The sequence below is a fragment of the Streptomyces sp. NRRL F-525 genome (assembly GCF_000716605.1).
Lineage (GTDB): Bacteria > Actinomycetota > Actinomycetes > Streptomycetales > Streptomycetaceae > Streptomyces.
In genome coordinates this window covers 665,261-680,297 of record NZ_JNXE01000001.1, presented here as the reverse complement: position 1 = coordinate 680,297, position 15,037 = coordinate 665,261, and the positions used below count along the sequence as shown (strand labels likewise).

The following is a 15,037-nucleotide window of genomic DNA, read 5'->3' as shown; positions in this document are numbered from 1 at the left end:
ACTAACCCCTATCCCTCTCCATGGGCATGCAGCTGCCCAATGCGCCATTTCGCAGGAAACGCAAGGCAAAGAGCTTCCGCTCGGGAAGCTCCTGGGAATCCCCACCCGTGGACCGGAAAGCCCGGTGAAACGTCGTCGAAGCCCGTTCACGACCGGGGCCGGTCAATCAGAACAATACCTATCGGAGGGTGTCGTCCAACCCGCCGTTCTGGTCACTTGGACGCGGTCGCCGCGCGCGGCTGTGACCAACCTTCATATCGCTCCCCGGCCTTGACAAGGAGGGGGAAGGAGACCTCGACGACGAGTCCACCGCCCGGCCTGGCGTGGGCGGTGAGGGTGGCGTCGTGGGCGGCGGCGATGGCGCGGACGATCGACAGGCCGAGGCCGTGGTGGCCGTCGCCGGCGGTGCGGCACATGCGCTGGAAGGGTTCGAAGAGCTGGTCGACCCGGTCCTTGGGGACCTCGGGGCCGGTGTTGGAGACCGTGAGGACGGCACGTCGGTCGTGGCGCCGCACGGTGATGTCCACGGTCCCGTCGGGAACGTTGTAGTAGGCCGCGTTGTGCACGAGGTTGGCGACCAGGCGCTCCAGGAGGGCGGTGTCGCCGGCTACCGGCGCCGGTTCGGTGCGGTCCTCGATCCGTACGCCGTGCCGCAGGGTCTCGGGGAGTTGGGTGAGCAGCACGGACTCGTTGATCTCGGCCAGGTCGACGGGCTCGGTCCGCTCCACGCCCCGTTCGCTGACGGCCAGGGTGAGGAGGGATTCCAGCAGGGCGCCCTGGTGGGTGCTGATCCGCAGCAGGCGCTCGAAGTTCTCGCGGAACGACTCGGCGGTGGCGTCGCGGTCGAGGAGGGACTCCTCCAGGAGGGCGCGTTCCACCGTGAGCGGGGTGCGCAGTTCGTGGGCGGCGTTGGCGACGAAGCGCTTGTGGGACTCCAGGGCGGCCTCGAGCCTGGCGAGGAGTCCGTCGATGCTGTCGGCGAGTTCGCTGATCTCGTCGCGGGGGCCCGCGACGGCGAGGCGCTCGTGCACGTTGCTGGCGGAGATCCGGGCGATACCGGCGTTGAGGGTGCGCATGGGCCGGAGCACCCGCCGGGCCAGGAGCCAGCTGAGCACGATGGAGATCGCGGCCATGATGGCGAGGGCGGTGCCGGACTGCACGAGGAGGTCGTGCATCTGGGCGTCGTGCAGATGCTCGGTCTGCCTGCGCAGTTGGTCGTTGAGCCACACGGTGAGGTCCTGCGGGGACCCGGAGCCCGGGCCGGGCCGGATGACGGTCCCCGGTGACGAACCGCTTCCCGGTACCCCTTCGTCGTGTACGGCGGTGACGACGTTGTGGGTGGGGCGGTTGACGAGCAGATAGGTGATGCCGAGCAGGACCGCGCCGGAGGCGATGAACAGCAGCCCGAAGAGCATGGCGAAGCGGACCCGGACCCGGCGGGGTGTGAGGAGGCGGACCAGGGCCCGTACCCGGGCGGCGCCGGGGCCGCTCAGCCAGGTGTGGGCGCGAACTCGGGCTTGGGACAAGAGGGTTGTCGCCATGTCAGATCCGGTAGCCCTCTCCGGGCACGGTCTGGATCACGGAGCGGTCGACGAGTTTGGTCCGGAGCCGGTTGACCGTGGCCTTGACGGTGGTGGTGCCGGGGTCGGTGACCTCGTCCCACACCTTGGCGAGCAGTTCGTCGGCCGGGACGGTCCGTCCCTCGGCGCCGAGCAGGTAGGCGAGTACGCCGAACTCCTTGGCGGTGAGGGGGAGTTGGGTGCCGGCGTGGCTGGCGGTGCGGCGGGCGGGGTCGAGGAGGAGGGAGCCGCGGGCGAGGACGGGCTCCCGTACGGGGTGGGCGCGGCGGCCGAGGGCGCGGGTGCGGGCGAGGAGTTCGGCCCAGGCGAAGGGCTTGGGGAGGTAGTCGTCGGCGCCGAGGCCGAGGCCTTCGACCCGGTCGGCGATGGAGGCGGAGGCGGTGAGCATGAGCACCTTGGTGCGGACGCTCTCGGCGGTGAGTTCGGCGCACACCTCGTCGCCGTGGACGTCGGGGAGGTCGCGGTCGAGGACGACCACGTCGTAGTCGACGTCGATGGCGAGGTCGAGCGCGGTCCTGCCGTCGTAGGCGGTGTCCACGGCGAGGCCCTCGCGGCGGAACACTCTGGTGATCGAGTCCGCGAGTTCCGTATGGTCCTCAACCACCAGTACCCTCATCGCTCCCCCTACGAGACACAACGCGTCACGGACCCCAGGCTCCCCCGCCCCGGGTCACACCCGGGTTACTCCCCTCACAGGCTGGCGTACCGTCACCCGCCTGGCAACAAGGGCCGACCCGCGGTCGCGCCCATCAGATCCGGTAACCGACGTGCGGGAGCGTCTCGATGACCGCCGGGTCGCCGAGCTTGCGGCGCAGCCGGCTGACGGTGACCTTGACGGTGTTGCTGAACGGGTCGGCGTCCCGGTCCCAGGCCCGTTCCAGCAGTTCCTCGGCGGATACGACGGCACCGCCGGCGGCGAGCAGCACCTCCAGGACGGCCATCTCCTTCGGCGAGAGGTCCAGCTTGCGTCCGCCGCGGAGCGCGGTGCGGCGGGCGGGGTCGAGTTCGATGTCGCCGCGGACGAGGACGGGGGGCACGGCGGGCTGATCGCGTCTGTCCAACGCCTGGACACGGGCGATGAGTTCGGCGAAGGAGAAGGGCTTGGCCAGGTAGTCGTCGGCGCCGAGGTCGAGGCCGTCGACGCGGTCGGCGAGGGTCCCGGCCGCGGTGAGCATCAGCACGCGGGACGGGCTGCCCTGCCGGACGAGCGCACGGCAGATCTCGTCACCGTGCACGAGCGGCAGGTCACGGTCCAGGACGACGACGTCGTAGGCCCCGCTCGACGCCCGGCTCAGCCCCTGCTCGCCGTCGTGCGCGAGCTCGACCTCCATGGCATGCCGACGCAGCCCCCTCGCGACGCTCTCCGCGAGATCCTTGTGGTCCTCCACGATCAGTACGCGCATACCCCAACTGTGGCAGCAGGAAGGTCACTTAGAGGTAACAGGGGTTTCCCGCGGTGACATCGACGCGCCGGCTTCCCCCGTCACGGCGGCAGCGGGGCGTTGTCAGTGGCGGGTGGCAGCATCGGGCGTATGACGGATTCCACGACATTCGACTGGCGGTCCTTCCTGCTCAAGTGGAGCGGGGAGTGGGCGGATTCCCTCCCGGACGGCGAGGCGCGGGGTGAGCTCGACGAGGCCGCGCGACGGGCGCGCTGGCTGGGGTTCCCGGCCGCGTCGGAGGAGCGGATCGCGGCCATGGAGGAGCGCCTCGGCCGGCAAGTGCCCCCGTCGTACCGGGAGTTCCTCAAGGTCAGCGACGGGTGGCGGCACGCGGGCGGATTCGTACGGCTGCTGGCGGGGGCCGAGGACGCGCACTGGCACAACAACGAGTCAGGGCTCGCGGACATCTTCGAGGAGTACCTGGACGAGGACGCGGGACCCGAGGAGCGGCGGGAGGCGGACCTCTGGCGGCGCGGGCTGCAGCTCGACGTCGAGTCCGACATCACGCACGTCCTCCTCGATCCCGAGGACGTGGACGAGCACGGCGAGTGGGCCGTGTACACGTGGTCGAGCTGGCGGGCCGAGGCACCCGCGCGGCACGCCGACTTCACCGCGTTCATGCGGGACATGCACCGCGAGTTCCACAGCCTTCAGGCGCGCCGGAGCGACGGTGGGCCGGTGTTCGCCAACGACACGACGCGAAAGCTGGACGCCCAGGTGGAGGAGGCCCGGCTGGAGGCGCTGCGCGGCGGCTGGGAGGAGGCCGTGAAGGCGCTGGACGAGGCCAAGGGGTACAGCAGGGCGCGGGCCGCCGGGCTGGGGGACCAGACACGCCGACTGCTCGGGCAGACCTACATGGTGTACTACGACGGCCTGGTGACGGACCCTCGGTACGCGCCCGATCTGCTGCCGCCGCTGGTCGCCGAGCACGCGAGGCAGTCGTACCGGGACGACTCCACGCTGATGTTCCATCTGCCGGGCGCCGACGACGACCTGGTGTCACTGGCCTTCGCGACGCTGGATCAGGTGAGGGACGGCACGTACCGGTACACGGCGGCCGGGCCGTACGGCGAAGCGGTCGAGCGGGCGCGGGAGTTGGCGCGGTGGGGAGACACCGACGGGGCATGGCGAACGCTGATGAACGCTCTTCCCCTGTGGCAGCCGCTGGGCCCGGACCATCTGGCGCCGCTGGGGTGGGTGGCCGACCCGTTGCTCGGACCGCTGCTGACCCCGGAGCGGGGCCGCGAGCTGCTGTCGACGCCGAGAGGCGGGCAGCGCGGCGAGGCACCGAGCCCGACGGCCGGTCTCGATCCGGCCGGCCTGGCGTGGCTCGCGGAGCCGTACTGGGGCAAGAACCGCACGTCGTACCGGTTCGTCCTGGTCGAAGATACCGAGCCGAAGGAGTTGCCCGGCCGCCTCACGGACGAGGACGCGGACAAGGACGGCACCGTACTGAACGAACCCATGACCTTCCGGGAGACGCTCCAGAGATCGCGGTACAACCGGAGTGAGTTCTCGTCCTACGACGACAGGGCACTCATGGCGGTCGGCCGGACCGGCACCGGCTGGAGCTTCGCCTTCGACGGCGAGCCCGCCCCGTTCACCCCGCAGCGCTTCGTCTCCCCCGCCGCGACCGCCGGCACGGGCACCCGCGCGGTGGTGGTGTGGAGCGGCTTGAGGGCACCGCACGGGAAGCCGTTCTTCCACCTCTCGGTGGCACGGGACGGTGCCGAGCAGTACGCGTTCACGTACGCGGACGGAGAGATCCGGCGGAGCGGGGACATACCGCGGGCGCTGGACCCGAGCCGGTTCTTCGACGACCTGGAGGACATCGCCCGAGCAGAACGACCGCTGCTGGAGGTGGTGGCCGAGGAGTTCGGTGCGTCCCTGCCGCGTCACGCCATCGTGAACGGGCGGCTGCACACCTTCACTTCCCGCTCCTGGACCCGCCCGCCAAGGCAGGGCGAGACGTACATGACGGTCCGCCTGCAGCCGGCCGCCATGCACCCGGCGGAGGGCGAGCGGACGGGGGGCAACGGGCCGGAAGCAGGTAAGCGGCCCTAGGGGACAATGTGTGGAAGTGCCGGGTGGTCATCCCGGCGAAGTGTTGGAGGCGCTGCTTGTGAACACCGCATCGCGGTGCGCCTCGCCGTGCGCGCCAGACGCTGAACACTTCGCCTCGCCCACCGGCTGACCTGCTTCGTTCGCGGTGGGCGCTTCCCTGTATGGGAGACCACCGCAGTGCCCGAAGATTTCTTGGCGGGTGATCGCCGTCCTCTGACCACGGTCCTTGCCGCCAACCTCCTTTCGATCACCGGGAATTGCCTCACGTACATGGGTGTGCCGTGGTTCGTGCTGCAGAGCACGGGCAGTGCCGCCAAGGCCGGGATCGTCGCGTTCTGCACCCTGCTGCCCGTGGTGCTCGCAGCGCTCGTCGGCGGTCCGGTCATCGACCGGGTCGGGCGACGGCGGGTGAGTGTCGCCTCAGACCTCGCCTGCGGGCTCACGGTCGCGGCGATCCCGCTGCTGCACTTCGCCGGCATCCTGCGGTTCTGGATGCTGTGCGTGCTGATGGCGATGACAGGGCTGTGCCGCACGCCGGGGGAAACCGCCCGCGGCGTGCTGTTGCCCACGCTCGCCGAACGCGCCGGAATGCCGCTGACCAGGGCTGCCGGCTTGTACGACGGCGCGGCCCGCTGCGCGGGGCTGACCGGGTCCGCGCTCGGGGGTGTGCTGATCGCCGTACTCGGTGCCGAGAACGTCCTGTTGGTGGATGCCGCGACCTTCGCCGTGTCCGCGCCGCTGTTCGCGCTCGGGGTCCGCGGCCTGCCCGAGGCACAGGCCCAACGCCGGGCGGAACCAGTGTCGTTGGCTATCTACCGCCATGAACTCGCGGAAGGGTACCGCTTCGTGGCGGCCACGCCGTTGCTGCTGGGCCTGTGCCTGATGACGCTGGTCACCAGGGGCCTCGACCAGGGATGGAGCGCCGTACTCCTCCCTGTGCATGCCCGTGAGGAGCTCGCCGGTTCCATCGATCTCGGCCTGCTGAACGCGACGTTCGGGATCTGCGCACTCACGGGAGCACTGGCCTACGGGGCGGTGGGCAGCCACTTCCGGCGCTGGCCCGTGTTCACGATCGCGTTCCTCGTCGTGGGCCTGCCGCGCTTCGTGGTGGCCGCCTGCACCGACACCTTCGCGCCGCTGGCCGTGACCATGGCGGTCGAGGGTCTCGCCTGCGGGGTGCTCAACCCCATCATGGCCACGGTGATGTACGAGACGGTGCCTGAGGAACTGCGCAGCCGCGTACTGAGTGCGACAACAGCCTCGGTCCAACTGATCACTCCGCTGGGCGGACTCGCTGCGGGCTTCCTCGTGGATTCGGTCGGCCCACCCTCCACGCTGCTGACGGTCGGCGGTGTGTATCTGCTCGCCACGCTGTGCCCGCTGATCTTCCCGGCCTGGAGGCAGATGGACAGTGCCGGTTCTCGCCACGACCGGGCGGAGGGCTTGCTGCCGCAGGGCTCGGGGGCGAAGCGGATGTGGTCACGCCGGCGGCCGTTTCGGCGATGCTGACCACATGACCACTGCGCCTCGTACTCCAGCCGTAGATCGTGATCTTCATGTCTGGGATGCGGCTTGTCGTAGGTAACGGCTGGTCCGTGACCGTGCCTGGTGGCGGCGTCGCCAGTCGGACCAGCCGAGCCGGTGGGCCAGATCGCCCGGCCGGCGGGCATGCTCGTCGGCTCGGACGACGGCGAGGAAGGCGTGGGCGAGCATGGCGAGGGTGCCCCAGCGGCTCCAGGAGGGGTAGCGGCGGACCTGGTGCTCGTCGAGCCCGGCCAGGCCCTTCCCGGTCTGGAAGGTTTCGTCCACTCGCCACCTGGAACCGGCGATCCTTGCCAGGGTGTTCAGCGGCACCAGCTGGGCGGAATGGCAGCCAGGGCATCCGCACGGAACTTGCCTCCTCCGGTGGCCACTTCGGCCGATCAGGCCACGGCGAGCACGTAGCCCATGCCGCGTTCCTCCAGAGCGGACCGCGGTTTCGGGTTGCTGCCATAGACCTCGTCGCCGGTCACCCAGTCGACACGGTGTCCGGCGTCCAGAAACCGCACGATCATCACGCGGGCCAGCTCCGGCTTGGCCGCGAAGTCGGTGGCCTCGCCGAGTCCGGCCGCCCGGCAGCGGTTGAGGCCAGAGATCCAGGAGCGTACTGGCGCTGGACCCCGACAGTGCGGGTGCTTCTTCACATCCCCGGCCTCGTCCACGACCACCACCGCGACCTCGTCGTGCAGATGCTCCACGACGTACTCGCGCACGTCGTCGCGGACGGCATCGGCGTCCCAGGCCGCCCGGCACAGCAGATGCCGCATGCCATGTGGATTCGTATCCCCGGCCCGCCGCCGGGGTTCGACCCAGGCGAACCGGCCCGCGATACGCCCCGTGGCCACCTCGAACGCCTCCCGCCAACGGACGGGATCCATGCTGTGACCTGCGGTCATCGTCTGATCTTCTGTCTTCACACACCGATGATCACCGGTGGCCGATCCCGCACCAGCCCGGACCTGTGCGATCAGCCGGCGGACGGCGAACTGCCGGAAATCCGGGCGACGGCCACCGACCCGGCTGACACGCTGGCGCACATGACCACGCCACTGACCGCGAGACAACGACTCGCCGCGCTCCACAGCTATGCCGCCGTGAACGGTGAGGACTTCACCGGCCAGAGTCTGGCTTCCGCTCGCACGTCGCGGCTGTGGTTCACCCGCTGCTCGTTCATCGGGGTCGATCTACGCCACGCCACCCTGGACGGGTGTTGGTTCAAGTTCTGTGACTTCAGCGAGGCTGATCTGCGCGGGGCTTCACTGCGCGAGGTCAGCCTGGCCGGATGCGATCTACGGGGTGCTGACCTGCGCGACACCGATCTGACCGACGCCAGGTTCGGAAGTGTGATTACGGGCGCGCCCCCGCTCGGGCTGACCGACGTCACCGGTGCCCGGTTCGAGGGAGCGTCCATGCGCAACGTCCAAGCGGAAGGCGTCATCGGGTGGCCATTCGGGCACGGCGGGAACGAGTAGGGCCTGACTGACAGGGAGATCACGATCTACAGCTGGAGTACTAGGGTGCGGGGAACCCACCCACCGCCCGTTCATAGGTGTGCGCGACGCGCAGCACGGTGGTGTCGTCGAAGCGCCTGCCGGTGATCATCAGGCCCGCCGGGAGGCCGTCGACCAGGTCGGTGGGGACGCTGCATGAGGGGTGGCCGGTCGCGTCGAAGGGTGCGGTGTTGCCGACCATCGACAGGGCGAGGTGGAGGTAGTCGGCCAGGGAGACGTCGGCCGGTGGGAGCTCCTTGGCCGTGTAGGGGACCGTGGGCATGACCAGGACGTCGTACCGGTCCAGTGCCGCGTCGTAGGCCGCGCGGACCTGGGGCAGGAGGCGGCGGGCCATGCCGTAGTACTTACCGCCCCCGGCCTCGAAGGTGTAACGGCCGGACAGGCCGACGAGTTTGACGGTCCTGGAGAGGGTGGCGCCGCGGTCGACGCGTCCCTGCGCGTAGTGGGCGATCAGCTCCGGGTCGTAGAAGTCGTCGGCGTTCATGCCGTAGGCGTTGCCGTCGAGCATCTGATACGCGGCGCCCTCGGTCGCGATCACGTTCCACACGTGGAGGGCGTCCAGGTGCCAGGGGATCGACACCTTCTCCACGGTGAGTCCGGCCGAGGCCAGGACGTCGATCGCGGCGTGGACGGCCTCGTCGACGCCGGGATCCGACACCGGCGTGCCGAAGCCCTCCGTGACGACTCCGACGCGCAGGCCAGAGGCGGGTTCGGCGAGGGCGGCCAGGTAGTCCACCGAGGCGATCGCGTCGGGCTGGCGGGGGTCGAAGCCGTCGGGGCCGGCCAGTACGCCGAGCATCGTGGCCGCGTCGGTGACGGTGCGGGTCATCGGGCCCACGTGGTCGAGGGTCCGCTCGATGGGGAAGGCGCCGGTGTAGGGCACCAGGCCGTGGGTGGGTTTGTGCCCGACGATGCCGCAGAACGCGGCCGGCATCCGGATCGAGCCGCCCTGGTCACCGCCGAGGGCGAGGTCGACCTCCCCGGTCGCCACGAGCGCGGCACTGCCGCTGGACGAACCTCCCGTGTTCCGGCTCTCGTCCCACGGGTTGCGCACCGGCGCCGGGTGCGAGGTGAAACTGGCACCGGAGAAACACAGGTCCTCGCACACGGACTTGCCCGCGATCGTCGCGCCCGCGTCGAGCAACCGCCGTACTACGGTGGCGTCTTGGCGCGGGACGAAGCCCTCGACCGTGCGCGAACCGTTCATCATCGGTACGCCCGCGACGGCGATGTTGTCCTTCACCGCGACCGTACGACCGGCCAGTTGGCCCTCGGTGGACTCGGTGACCGAGGTCTTCACGTACCAGGCGCCGAGCGGGTTCTCGTCCGGAGCGGGTGACGTCCAAGCGCGGTCCGGGGCGGTGGGAGCCGTGCGTTCGTAGAGTCGCTCGACCGCGTCCGAGGCGGCGAGGGAGCCTGCCACCGCGGGCGCGAACTCCGCCAACTCCTCGGCGGACAGGCCGAAGTGGAAGTGCTCGGCGATCGCCGCGAGGCGGGTGGCGTCGGGTGCGGGGAGTGATGACAAGGGACGACTCCTTTTCGGCTGGACAGTCATCAACCTAGAACATCGCGCCAATAGGTCAATACTTATTGACGTAACTTCGCGGTTAACCGGTTCGGCGGGGTTACAGCGAGACCGGTCGCAGTCCGGTGGCGGTCGCCTCGGTGACGAAGAGGTCCTGGGTGACCCGGCCACCGTCGTCCAACGTGACGGTTCCGCGCGGGAGTTGGAACCTGCCGGGGCGCATCGCCTCGGCGATCAGGCGTGGTTCGTCCGCGCCGACCCGGCGCGCGGCGGACCACCAGATGTGCGCCGCCTCGAAGACCGACTCGCTCAGGGTCGACAGCGGCGGGGCCCAGCGGCCGTATGCCTCCCGGTAGCGGTGCAGGAGTACGGCGTTGCCGGGCGACGCGAGTTGCTCGACGTAGCCGGAGACGGCGTACAGGCCGGGCGCCGCGGCGGCTCCGACGTGCTCCAGGGTGGATTCGTCCATGGCCGGCGCGAGGGTGAGGCACTGCTCGCGCAGGCCGGCCGCGTGGCACTGCCGCTCGAAGGCCGCGGCGTCCGCGCCCACGAAAGTGGAGAGCACGATGTCCGCGCCCGAAGCCGTCACCGCGTCGATGACCTGGGTGAAGTCGCGGGTGCCCAGGGCGGCGTACCGCTCCCCCACCACCCGTGCGCCCGATCGCGGCAGGATCCGGCGGGCGGCCGCGTGCGTGCTGCGCGGCCAGCAGTAGTCGTTGCCGGCCAGGAACCAGCGCTTTCCGCCGGCCGCCCGCATCAACGGCCGTACCGCCGCCGCCAGTTGGTCCTCGTGGTGCTCGCCGAGCTGGACGCGCAGCGGGCCGGTGCCGCCGCCCTCGTTCATGTGGGGCTGGATCAGGAGCACTTCGGTTCCGGCGAGGGCCCGTGAGACCGCGAAGTAGGTGGCGGAGGTGGTGGCGACCAGGATCGTCCGGCAGCCGGCCCGGACCAGCCGCCACGCCTCGGCGACGCCGACCGCCGGGTCCGAGGCGTCGTCCCCGACCACCAGCTCCACCGGGCGGCCGCGCACCCCGCCCTCCGCGTTGATCTCCTCGACGGCGAGCATGGCCATGTGGTCGCTCGCGGCCCCGAACATGCTCCCCAGGCCCGACTTGCTGTTCAGCAGACCGATCCGCGCGTTCGGATTCGGCGCGGACCCGCGACCGGCCGGCAGGCCGCGGCGGCGCATCAGCCACTCCAAGCCGGCCTCGTCGAGTTCGGCGAACAGCCGGACCCGCGTCCCGCCCCGGTCGGCGTCGAACCGCAGCTTGATGCGGCCCCGCCAGGGCTGATCGTGCACGATCTCGATACGGCCGCCCGGTCCCGCGTGGCCGCGTGTCGGCGACGGGAGCCGTACCTCGGTGATGCGCCCGATGATCTCCACCATGTCGGAGACCGGGCCGCCGAGCGGAGCGCCCATCCGCACCACCGCCCCCGCCGCGACCCGGTCGCACACGGCGTCGAAGACCCAGCCCGCACCCGTGCCCGCGCCGAACAGGCCGAACGTCGCGGCCGGCGATGCGTCGGTCCATTCCTCGGCGGGCAGCAGGAGTGCGGCCATCACGTCACCCCATCAGGCGGACCGGCTGTCCTGGACGTCCGGGTCGGTGGCCGCGGCCTCCGTCGCGGTGGCGGCGCGCCCGGCATCGGCGAGCGCCCCCTGGAACAAGGCCTGCAGCGTCGCGATGACGTCACGCGCGGGCCCGGCCGGATCGATCGAGTAGTGCCGGAACCGGCCCGCCTTCCGCTCGGTCACCAGACCGGCGGCGCGCAGGACACGCAGGTGGCTGGAGACTCCGGTACGGCCGATGCTGGTGATCCGCTCCGCCAGTTCCCCCACGGTGCACTCCTCGCGCTCGGCCAGCACGCCCAGGATCTGGCGGCGTACGGGGTCGGCGAGCGCGTCGAACGCCAGGTCTGCGGGCACCCGGGATCGCCCCCTTCATAGGTCAGCGACGGTTGACATGTGCCAGCGTAGTCGAGGGTTCCGGACCGCCGTGAGGGGCCGCCCGCATGGTCGTGACGCGCAGGCCGGCCCGGCGGATCTCCAGGACCTCGCGGTACGGCAGCACCGTCCAGCGGTCGTCGGGCTGCGGGATCCCGCTGGAGGCTACGACCACCCGGTCCGCGTCGACCCGGTAGCGCAGCCGGAAGAAGTCGGGGCCGCGCCGCCTGCTGACCTCGGACTCCGGGTCCTCGTCGGCGTACGCGTACAGCGCGTCCTCGGTGAGCAGCAGGCAGTTGAGGCTGGCGTAGGCGGCGGCCCGCTCCCGGACGTCCGCCGCGGCCCGGGCGAGCGCGTCGGCGGGACCCGTCTCCCGCAGCAGGGTCAGCACGCGCAGGAAGTACCGCTCGGAGTCGGTGCTCCCGGCCGCCCCGGCCAGCAGTTCCGGCGCGATCAGTCCGTCGAGGGCGTCGTACGGGGTGAAGTACCCGTTGTGCGCGAAGGCCGCGGTGCCGGCCGTGAACGGGTGGGTGTTGCCGGGGACGACCGGCAGCCCCGGGCTCGCCAGCCGCAGGTGCAGCAGCGCGGCGTCGGTGACCGTGCCGGTGAGGGTCCGCCTCCAGGAGTCGGCCGCGGCGGCGGGCTCAATTCCCTTGACGACCTGGAGACTTGACCCGTTCCCCTGCCCCGCGGCGATGCCCCAGCCGTCACGGTGCTCGAGGCTCAGCTCGGTGAACGGCCCGGCCAGGCCGTCCAGGGCGGTGTCGAGCGGCAGGGGGGCGCGGGTGACCACGCCGAGCAGGCGGCACATGCCGGTTCGCTCCTCTCTCGCGTTGCTTACGTCTGGCGTTGCTTACGTCTCGCGTTGCTTACGGTTCTTCTCGTACGCCGGTGTCAGGCGCGCCGCGCTTCCAGCCACGAAGCGGCCCCGGACAGCGCGGAGTTGACGGCGATGAAGCAGGCCGCCGCGACCAGATAGGTGGAGAGCACGGCGTGGTAGTACTCGCCCAACACCTTTGCCTGGTGGAGCAGTTCGAGGTAGCTGACGACATAGCCCAGCGTCGAGTCCTTGAGCAGCCGGACCAACTGGCCGACCAGGGCCGGGCTCACGGCCCGCAGCGCCTGCGGTACGACCACGCACACCATGGCCTGACGGTGTGTCATACCGAGGCTGTACGCGGCCTCCGTCTGTCCGCGCGGCAGGCTCAGCACCCCCGCCCGGAAGATCTCGGCGACGACGGCCGCGTTGCCCAGCACGATGGGGATCACCAGCTGCCAGAACACGGGGAACGTCAGGCCGACTCCGGGCAGCCCGAACAGGAACACGTACAGCAGGAGCAGCAGCGGAACAGACCGGAACAGTTCGACGTACGTCCGGGCGAGCGCGCGTGTCGGCCGGTTGCGGGCCAGCCGGCCGAGCGCCACGAGGCCGCCCAGCGGGAAGGCGAGCGCGGCGGCGACCGCGGTGACCAGCAGGGTCTGGCCCAGCCCGGAGAGCAGGAAACGGATGATGGGCCATTCGCCGAACATCCGCCACTGGTCGGCGTCGAACTGTCCGTGCGCGGCGAACTGCCGTACGGCGAAGGCGAGTAGCGCGGCGAACGCGGTCAGGGAGGCGGCCGTAGCGATCCTGATCCGGCGCCGGGCCCGCGGTCCCGGCGGATCGAAGAGGAGGTGGATGTCGTCGCGGCGCGCTGTCGTGACCGGCTTCATCGGACCACCGCCAGCTTCCGTTCCACGTGCCCGGCGACGAGGCCGGACGTGAGGGTGAGGGCGACGTAGACGACCGTGGTGAGGGCGAAGCTGGTGAGCGGCTGGTCGTAACGGAGTGTCAGGAACTCGGCCTGGCCGGTGAGTTCGGCGACCCCGACCGCCGCCGCCAGTGAGGTGCTCAGGGCGCAGCCGATGAAGATGCTGCCCAGTGGCTGCACCATCGGGCGCACCGCCTGCGGCAGGATCACATGGCGCAGGCACTGCCCGAAGCCGAGTCCGAGCGCCCGGGCGGCCTCGGCCTGGCCGCGCGGTACGGCCCGCACCCCGGAGCGCACGACCTCGCACACGAACGCGGCCCAGTACAGAGCCATCGCCGTGGTCACGGTGGCGAACAGCGGGTACAGCAGCCCGAGATCGGGCAGCCCGAACACGAACAGCACGAGCAGGACGAGGAGCGGGATGTTGCGGAAGACCGTGACATAGCCCGCGCCGAACGCCCGCAGCGGTGCCACCGGGCAGATCCGCAGCACGGCGACCACGAGGCCCACTGCGACAGCGCCCGTGAAGGCGAGCACGGTCATGGCGAGCGTCAGCAATAGCCCTCGCCCCAACTGCCCGGCGATGGCGTCGACATGGGAGAACATGAGGCCGGTCAGCTGCCCTCGACCGAGCCGATCACCGGCGGCTTGGGCGCGGTACCGGTGACGGCGGTGCCCAGGGTCGCCTTCCACAGCTTCGCCCACGCTCCACTGGCCTCGATCTTCTTCAGCCAGGCGTCGACGAACTTCTTCATCTCCGGGTCGGCCTTCGGCGTACCGATGCCGTACGGGTCGGTGGTGAAAGGCTGTCCGACCACCTTGACCGACGGGTCGCGGTACTGCGTGCCGACGAGGATCGCCTGGTCGATCACGTAGGCGTCGGCCCGGCCTTGCTTGACGGCCTGTACGCACTGGCTGTTGCCGTCGAAGAGGATCACCTTCGACTTCGGGGCGAAGTCCTTGATGTCGTTGGCCGCCGTCGAACCGCTCTGCGTGCACACGGTCTTGCCATTGAGGTCGTCGACCGACGTGATGGCGGTGTTGGCCTTCTTGACGAGGATCGCGTCGCCGGAGGAGTAGTACGGCCCGGCGAAGTCGACCTTCTTGGCCCGCTCCGGGGTGATCGAGTACGTGGCGAACACCGTGTCGACGGTTCCGTTCCGGAGCAGTTGCTCACGGGTGGCTACGCTGACCTGGACCAGCTTGGTGCTGGTCTTCCCGGTGATGTACTTCGCGAGCATCGCGGCCAACCCCGCGTCGAATCCGGTGAGTTTGCCGGTCACGGGGTCCTTGAGCGAGAAGAGCGCGGAGGTGTCGGTGCCGCCGACGATCAGCGTCCCGCGCTTCTTGATCTTCGCCATGAGGCTGCCGGCCGGTATCTGATCCGCGGACGCGACCGGGGCGGCAGCGAGGATCTCGTCGTAGGTCTTCGAGGCGTCCGCGGCGGCGGAACCGGACGAACCGGAGGCGGCCGGCAGGGTCGTGGACCCGCCGCAGGCGGTGAGGGTCAGGGCGAGCGCGGCCGTGGCGGAGGCGGCACCGAGGGCACGGCGGGGCCGGGACAGTCTCATCGGGCGGAATCCCTTTCGTCGTTGCGCGAATACGGGGTACGGCGAATACGAGTGCAGCGAATACGGGGTGCGGCGGCTGCCGGTCTCAGTGGCTTCGGCGGCCTCAGTG

The 15,037-nt window shown here is 70.6% G+C and carries 13 protein-coding genes and 1 pseudogene; 3 read left to right on the top strand and 11 right to left on the bottom strand.

The features are described 5' to 3' along the window. Positions 1–212 precede the first annotated feature (212 nt). The 3 genes from OO69_RS03080 to OO69_RS03070 all read right to left on the bottom strand — a co-directional run bounded on the left by OO69_RS03080 (position 213) and on the right by OO69_RS03070 (position 2,983). Positions 213–1,541, bottom strand: a complete 1,329-nt coding sequence (locus tag OO69_RS03080) for a sensor histidine kinase (RefSeq protein ID WP_078652268.1) — start codon at positions 1,539–1,541, stop codon at positions 213–215. Between the two features lies 1 nt (position 1,542). After that, a complete protein-coding gene (locus OO69_RS03075) occupies positions 1,543–2,196 on the bottom strand; it encodes a response regulator transcription factor (protein ID WP_033278727.1) in 654 nt (217 codons plus the stop codon). Between the two features lie 133 nt (positions 2,197–2,329). Beyond that, entirely contained in the window at positions 2,330–2,983 is a 654-nt protein-coding gene (locus tag OO69_RS03070; protein WP_033278726.1) for a response regulator transcription factor, read from the bottom strand. Positions 2,984–3,112: 129 nt separating this feature from the next. Between OO69_RS03070 and OO69_RS03065 the strand changes: the two genes are divergently transcribed. Beyond that, complete coding sequence (locus tag OO69_RS03065) at positions 3,113–5,086, top strand: SMI1/KNR4 family protein (protein ID WP_033278725.1); 1,974 nt, start codon at positions 3,113–3,115, stop codon at positions 5,084–5,086. 177 nt (positions 5,087–5,263) lie between these two features. Further along, complete coding sequence (locus OO69_RS03060) at positions 5,264–6,595, top strand: MFS transporter (RefSeq protein ID WP_234444316.1); 1,332 nt, start codon at positions 5,264–5,266, stop codon at positions 6,593–6,595. A 45-nt stretch (positions 6,596–6,640) separates the two neighbouring features. Here OO69_RS03060 and OO69_RS49900 read toward each other — a convergent pair. Continuing rightward, positions 6,641–7,521 (bottom strand): annotated as a pseudogene (locus tag OO69_RS49900) (transposase). A 27-nt stretch (positions 7,522–7,548) separates the two neighbouring features. Between OO69_RS49900 and OO69_RS03045 the strand changes: the two are divergent. Continuing rightward, complete coding sequence (locus OO69_RS03045) at positions 7,549–8,097, top strand: pentapeptide repeat-containing protein (RefSeq protein ID WP_234444315.1); 549 nt, start codon at positions 7,549–7,551, stop codon at positions 8,095–8,097. Between the two features lie 40 nt (positions 8,098–8,137). Here OO69_RS03045 and OO69_RS03040 read toward each other — a convergent pair whose 3' ends face one another. The 7 genes from OO69_RS03040 to OO69_RS03010 form a co-directional block, all read right to left on the bottom strand. After that, complete coding sequence (locus OO69_RS03040) at positions 8,138–9,661, bottom strand: amidase (RefSeq protein WP_033278724.1); 1,524 nt, start codon at positions 9,659–9,661, stop codon at positions 8,138–8,140. Positions 9,662–9,761: 100 nt separating this feature from the next. After that, positions 9,762–11,222, bottom strand: a complete 1,461-nt coding sequence (locus OO69_RS03035) for a substrate-binding protein (RefSeq protein WP_033278723.1) — start codon at positions 11,220–11,222, stop codon at positions 9,762–9,764. 12 nt (positions 11,223–11,234) lie between these two features. After that, positions 11,235–11,588, bottom strand: a complete 354-nt coding sequence (locus tag OO69_RS03030; RefSeq protein ID WP_033278722.1) for an ArsR/SmtB family transcription factor — start codon at positions 11,586–11,588, stop codon at positions 11,235–11,237. 22 nt (positions 11,589–11,610) lie between these two features. Next, on the bottom strand, positions 11,611–12,417 hold the full coding sequence (locus OO69_RS03025) for a class II glutamine amidotransferase (RefSeq protein WP_033278721.1): 807 nt from the start codon (positions 12,415–12,417) through the stop codon (positions 11,611–11,613). Positions 12,418–12,500: 83 nt separating this feature from the next. Next, entirely contained in the window at positions 12,501–13,319 is an 819-nt protein-coding gene (locus OO69_RS03020; RefSeq protein ID WP_033278720.1) for an amino acid ABC transporter permease, read from the bottom strand. Then, positions 13,316–13,963, bottom strand: a complete 648-nt coding sequence (locus OO69_RS03015) for an amino acid ABC transporter permease (protein WP_033278719.1) — start codon at positions 13,961–13,963, stop codon at positions 13,316–13,318. Before OO69_RS03015 ends, OO69_RS03020 begins: the two co-directional genes overlap by 4 nt. Positions 13,964–13,971: 8 nt before the next feature. After that, positions 13,972–14,928 carry a glutamate ABC transporter substrate-binding protein gene (locus tag OO69_RS03010; RefSeq protein ID WP_033278718.1) on the bottom strand — a complete coding sequence of 319 codons (957 nt, stop codon included), beginning with the start codon at positions 14,926–14,928 and terminating at the stop codon, positions 13,972–13,974. Between the last annotated feature and the right edge of the window lie 109 nt (positions 14,929–15,037).

What these genes read in the sequence shown, in the direction of transcription:
- OO69_RS03015 (WP_033278719.1), bottom strand. Translation starts at nt 13,963, where the DNA reads ATGTTCTCCCATGTCGACGCCATCGCCGGGCAGTTGGGGCGAGGGCTA.
- OO69_RS03075 (WP_033278727.1), bottom strand. Translation starts at nt 2,196, where the DNA reads ATGAGGGTACTGGTGGTTGAGGACCATACGGAACTCGCGGACTCGATC.
- OO69_RS03065 (WP_033278725.1), top strand. Translation starts at nt 3,113, where the DNA reads ATGACGGATTCCACGACATTCGACTGGCGGTCCTTCCTGCTCAAGTGG.
- OO69_RS03080 (WP_078652268.1), bottom strand. Translation starts at nt 1,541, where the DNA reads ATGGCGACAACCCTCTTGTCCCAAGCCCGAGTTCGCGCCCACACCTGG.
- OO69_RS03070 (WP_033278726.1), bottom strand. Translation starts at nt 2,983, where the DNA reads ATGCGCGTACTGATCGTGGAGGACCACAAGGATCTCGCGGAGAGCGTC.
- OO69_RS03010 (WP_033278718.1), bottom strand. Translation starts at nt 14,928, where the DNA reads ATGAGACTGTCCCGGCCCCGCCGTGCCCTCGGTGCCGCCTCCGCCACG.
- OO69_RS03045 (WP_234444315.1), top strand. Translation starts at nt 7,549, where the DNA reads ATGATCACCGGTGGCCGATCCCGCACCAGCCCGGACCTGTGCGATCAG.
- OO69_RS03020 (WP_033278720.1), bottom strand. Translation starts at nt 13,319, where the DNA reads ATGAAGCCGGTCACGACAGCGCGCCGCGACGACATCCACCTCCTCTTC.
- OO69_RS03035 (WP_033278723.1), bottom strand. Translation starts at nt 11,222, where the DNA reads ATGGCCGCACTCCTGCTGCCCGCCGAGGAATGGACCGACGCATCGCCG.
- OO69_RS03025 (WP_033278721.1), bottom strand. Translation starts at nt 12,417, where the DNA reads ATGTGCCGCCTGCTCGGCGTGGTCACCCGCGCCCCCCTGCCGCTCGAC.